Origin of the sequence: Microbacterium sp. (assembly GCF_052099035.1) — a bacterium.
GTDB lineage: Bacteria > Actinomycetota > Actinomycetes > Actinomycetales > Microbacteriaceae > Microbacterium.
The window spans coordinates 3,697-7,667 of the sequence record NZ_JBQDSX010000097.1; the positions used below are offsets into that span (position 1 = coordinate 3,697).

The window sequence follows — 3,971 nt, forward strand, 5'->3', positions numbered from 1 at the left end:
GCCATTCCCCGAGGCCATCGAGCATCGCCGCCTCGCGAACTTCACGAGGGAAGGACGCAAGGAAGGAGCGGAAGATGAGAACGGCGAGAAGGATCGCGTAGAAGGTATGGATGATCGTTAGCCCGACGGGATTGCCCGTCAGCCCGACCCCGAAGAAGGTGCGATAGAACGGCGTCAGACTGAGTACCGGGGGAACCGTTGTCAGCAGCAGAACGCCGAGCGTGAGCCGCGCGGATCCGGTCGACTCAGCCGGCCAGACCTGCGTGGTCAGATACGCGAGCGGCAGCCCCGCCAGGATGCCGAGAACGCTGCTGATGATCGCGACGGTGCCGCTGACCAGCATCGACTGCCCCATGCCGCCGTCGAACCACGCGGTCACGTAGTTACTGAACTGCGGGACGAAGAACCAGACGGGCTCGCGGCTGAACGCATCGACGTCGCTCTTCAAGGAGGTGCTGACGAGCCAGAGTATCGGCAGGATGCACCACAGAACGAACGCGTAGACAGCGACGATTCTGAGGGTGTGGAGGACCGGGTGAGGACGATTCATCGTTTTGCCTTCCGGATGCGCAGACCCATGAGGCGGGTCGCTACGGGGAACAGGATGATCAGAACAGCGAGCGACACCATGAAGCCGACCGTCGTGGCGTACCCGATGTCGAATGTTTCGAATCCGAGCCGGTAGACGTAGTTGCTGATCGCGAGGGTCGACGTGCCCGGCCCGCCCTTGGTCATGGTGTTCACGAGCGCGAACGTCTTGACCGCGTCGATGACGCGCAGAAGCACGACGATCGACAGCACCGGAGCGAGCATCGGCAGCGTGATGTGCCGGAGCACGCGTGGAGCCGACGCGCCATCGAGCTGGGCAGCTTCGAAAGGCGAGGGGTCGAGAGATTCGAGGCCGGCGAGCACGATGATGACGACGAAGGGAGTGTTCTGCCATACCTCGACGAGGATGATCGCTCCGAGCGCCGTCGACGGTTCGGAGAGGAACGCATACGAACCGATGCCGACGGCGTCGAGCGCCCAGTTGATGAACCCTGACGTCGGGTCGAGCAGCAGGCGCCACATCAGCCCGGCAACGACCGGCGTCAGAACCATCGGAATGAGCACGAGCGCTCGGATCAGGCCTTTGCCGGGGATCCGCCCGTTGAGCGCAAGCGCAATCGAGACTCCGACGACCATCTCGATCGCGACCGCGATAGCGACGTAGACGAGCGTCACTCGGATCGATCCGAGCAGCGTGGGGTCGCCGAGCGCGCGCAGGATGTTGCCCCAACCGACGAACTGGTCGGCACTGCCCGGCCGCAGGAGATTCTCGGCGTGAGTGACGAGCTGCACCCCCTGCACCACGATGATGATCAGCAGCGGGATGATGATCACGGCGGCGGGCAGAACCAGACTGGTGCGCGAGCGCACCGTGCGCCAGTTCGTCCGCCGCGGAGGACGCCGGGACGGCGCCGACCGGTTGCCTTCGCCCGGTGGGATCCTTCGCGAGGGTGCTGCAGTCGTGCTCAATGTGTTCTCCGTTCCGGCGTCCGTGGGCGAGGTGTCAGCCGAGCTGAGTCTCGAGCGCCTTCTGGGCGGCCGTCAGCGCGTCCTTCGCGCTCGCTTCACCGGCGAGGGAGCGCGACAGGGCCTGGCCGACCTCGGTGATGATCGAGTTGGCGTCCTGGCCCGCGGGCAGGTAGTCGATGTTCCCCGTCGCGAGCTGGGCGAGCATCGCTTCCTGGAACGGGCCGTACTTCTCCGCGTAGGCGTCGCCCTCGATCACCGACTGCAGCGTCGCGCCGACGGCCTCGCTGGTCTCGACGCCGTGAGTCTGCACTTCTTCGCTCGTGGCCCAGGCCATGAACTGGTACGCCGCATCCTTCTTCTCGCTGAACGAGCTCAGGTAGAGCGCGTGCACGTTGAGGGAGTTGTTCGTGTTGCCGGACTCCGGCGGGTCGGAGATCGCGTACGGCACTGGCGCATAGCCGACCTTGCCGGCGATGACGCTGGCCTCCGGATCCTCGTTGAACGGACCGTTCGCGGTGGCGTCGATCGTCATCGCGGCGCTGCCCTGGGTGAACGCGATGCGGTTCTGCTCCCAGTCGAAGTTGCCCACGCCGGCGGGGCCGTAGTTCTCGAGGAGATCGGTCCAGAACTCAGCGGCTTCGACGGATTCGTCCGAGTCGACGGCGATCTTGTCGTCTTCGTAGAAGTCGCCGCCGAAGGAGCGGAGGAAGCCTGCCCAGGGGTAAACGCTCTGGATGCCCGGCGCGCCGCGAAGGCTGATCCCCGCGACCTCGCCGCCGCTGCCCTCGCTGATCGTGCGCGCCGCCTCCTCGAGCTCGTCCATCGTCTCCGGAGGGCCGTCGATCCCGTATTCCTCGAAGAGATCGGTGCGGTACATGAGCCACGTGCTCTCGCCGTAGACGGGGAGCCCGAACGTGGTTCCGTCGGTCTGCATCGGTGCGAGGTACGGCGCGTAGAACTCGTCGAAGGAGACGAACTCGTCGTCTGTCGACTCGTACTCGGTGAGATCATCGACGAAGCCCGACTCGAAGTATCCGGTGCCGTACGTGTTGTCCGTGAAGACGACGTCGTAGTCGGTCGAACGCTGGCTGAAGTTCAGCAGGATCTTCGCGGCCTGGTCGCTGTACGGAACCGTCTCGATGTTGACCTTGATCCCCGTGGCCTCTTCGAACTCGGAAAGCTGCGCCTTCCAGTTGTCCGTGTAGGAAATGTCTTCGGCGAGAACGTTGATCGTCACGTCGCCGCCACTGTCTTCGCCGGAGCCTGCCGACCCGCAGGCGGCAAGACCCAGGAAGAGGGGGACGACAGCGATTCCAGCGCCGACACGGGTGAGGCGTCGAGAGGCAGGTGCTGTGATGCTCATGGTGCTCCTTCGTTGGAACTTTCGCGGGCGATAGTGTGGAGAGCTGATCAACCCTAGGGTTTTGCTGAGACCCTAGGGTAACCGGTACGATAGCACAGGGCTGTTTCACCGCAAGTGCCGCCCGGCACCGCGGGCGCCGGGCCACGGTGCGGCATACCCTGGGATCACCGACGACGGAGGAGAGCCGATGGCGGCAAAGTACGAGGTCGTGCTCCAAGAGCTATCGGCGACCATCACCGAGATGAGCCCCGGTGACCAGCTGCCGACAGAACAGCAGCTTGCTGAGCAGTTCGGCGTATCGAGCATGACGGTCCGACGCGCGCTCGAAATGCTCATCACGGCGAAGCGAATCGTGGGGATCCGCGGGAAGGGAACCTTCGTCGCTCGCCCGTCCGTCACGAAGCGGATGACGCTCGCGTCCTTCACCGATTCGATGCGAGCTGCGGGAAGCGTCGCCCGCGCCGAGGTGCTGTCGGCCAGCGTGGGCCGCGCGAGCGGCGAGACCGCTGAGTGGTTCGGAGAGACGTCGTCCGTCTATCACCTCGAACGGCTGCGGTTCGGCGATGAGGTTCCGCTGTGCATCGACCGCTCAGCCCTGCCTGCCGACATCTTCCCCGGACTGTTGGGCGAGGACCTCTCCGGATCGCTGTACGAGATCCTCATGCGGAAATACAGTGTCGGCCTGTCTCGTGCCGAGGCTCGAGTGTCGGCAGTGCTCCCGAGCGCAGAAGATGCGGCGCTGATGAACATCGACCCGGGAGTTCCCTGCATACGCGTGATCTCCCGCGGCAGCACCGGAGACGGAGTGCTCGCCGAGGTGACGACGTCGCTGTACCGCGGCGACGTCTATGAGCTGCTGATCGAGCCCGCGGCGGAGAGTTGAATCTCGACCGGCAAAGTGCTCGCCCGAGACTGCCTCCAACTGCTCTATAGCTCGAGAAATGGAGCAGTTCGCGGAAGGTTCGGGGTGGGCTCTTCCTCAACCTGCCTCTAAGTGCTCTAGTTCGGCGGAATTAGAGCACTTAGAGGCATTTTCGGTGTAGCTCAGCCGGCGTTGCGGATCAGGATGCGCCAGCGCTCCGGGCCGCGG

General features: G+C 64.6%; 3 protein-coding genes and 1 pseudogene. 1 reads left to right on the forward strand and 3 read right to left on the reverse strand.

The window, feature by feature from the left end:
• From ACTIAO_RS16280 to ACTIAO_RS16290, 3 genes and pseudogenes are all read right to left on the reverse strand, one after another.
• Positions 1 to 550: pseudogene (locus ACTIAO_RS16280) on the reverse strand (hypothetical protein); the annotation flags it as partial.
• Positions 547 to 1,518, reverse strand: coding sequence for a carbohydrate ABC transporter permease (locus ACTIAO_RS16285; protein ID WP_441907188.1), 972 nt, complete (start codon positions 1,516 to 1,518; stop codon positions 547 to 549). The gene ACTIAO_RS16285 and the pseudogene ACTIAO_RS16280, both read right to left, overlap by 4 nt.
• Before the next feature lie 34 nt (positions 1,519 to 1,552).
• Positions 1,553 to 2,881 (reverse strand): ABC transporter substrate-binding protein, encoded by a 1,329-nt coding sequence (locus ACTIAO_RS16290; protein WP_441907189.1) that lies wholly within the window; start codon positions 2,879 to 2,881, stop codon positions 1,553 to 1,555.
• A gap of 187 nt (positions 2,882 to 3,068) precedes the next feature.
• Here ACTIAO_RS16290 and ACTIAO_RS16295 point away from each other — a divergent pair, with 187 nt between their 5' ends.
• Complete coding sequence (locus tag ACTIAO_RS16295) at positions 3,069 to 3,764, forward strand: GntR family transcriptional regulator (RefSeq protein ID WP_441839600.1); 696 nt, start codon at positions 3,069 to 3,071, stop codon at positions 3,762 to 3,764.
• Positions 3,765 to 3,971: the final 207 nt, after the last annotated feature.

Bases quoted from the DNA above. Each gene is read 5' to 3' on its own strand.
- ACTIAO_RS16290 (WP_441907189.1), bottom strand. From the start codon at position 2,881: ATGAGCATCACAGCACCTGCCTCTCGACGCCTCACCCGTGTCGGCGCT.
- ACTIAO_RS16295 (WP_441839600.1), top strand. From the start codon at position 3,069: ATGGCGGCAAAGTACGAGGTCGTGCTCCAAGAGCTATCGGCGACCATC.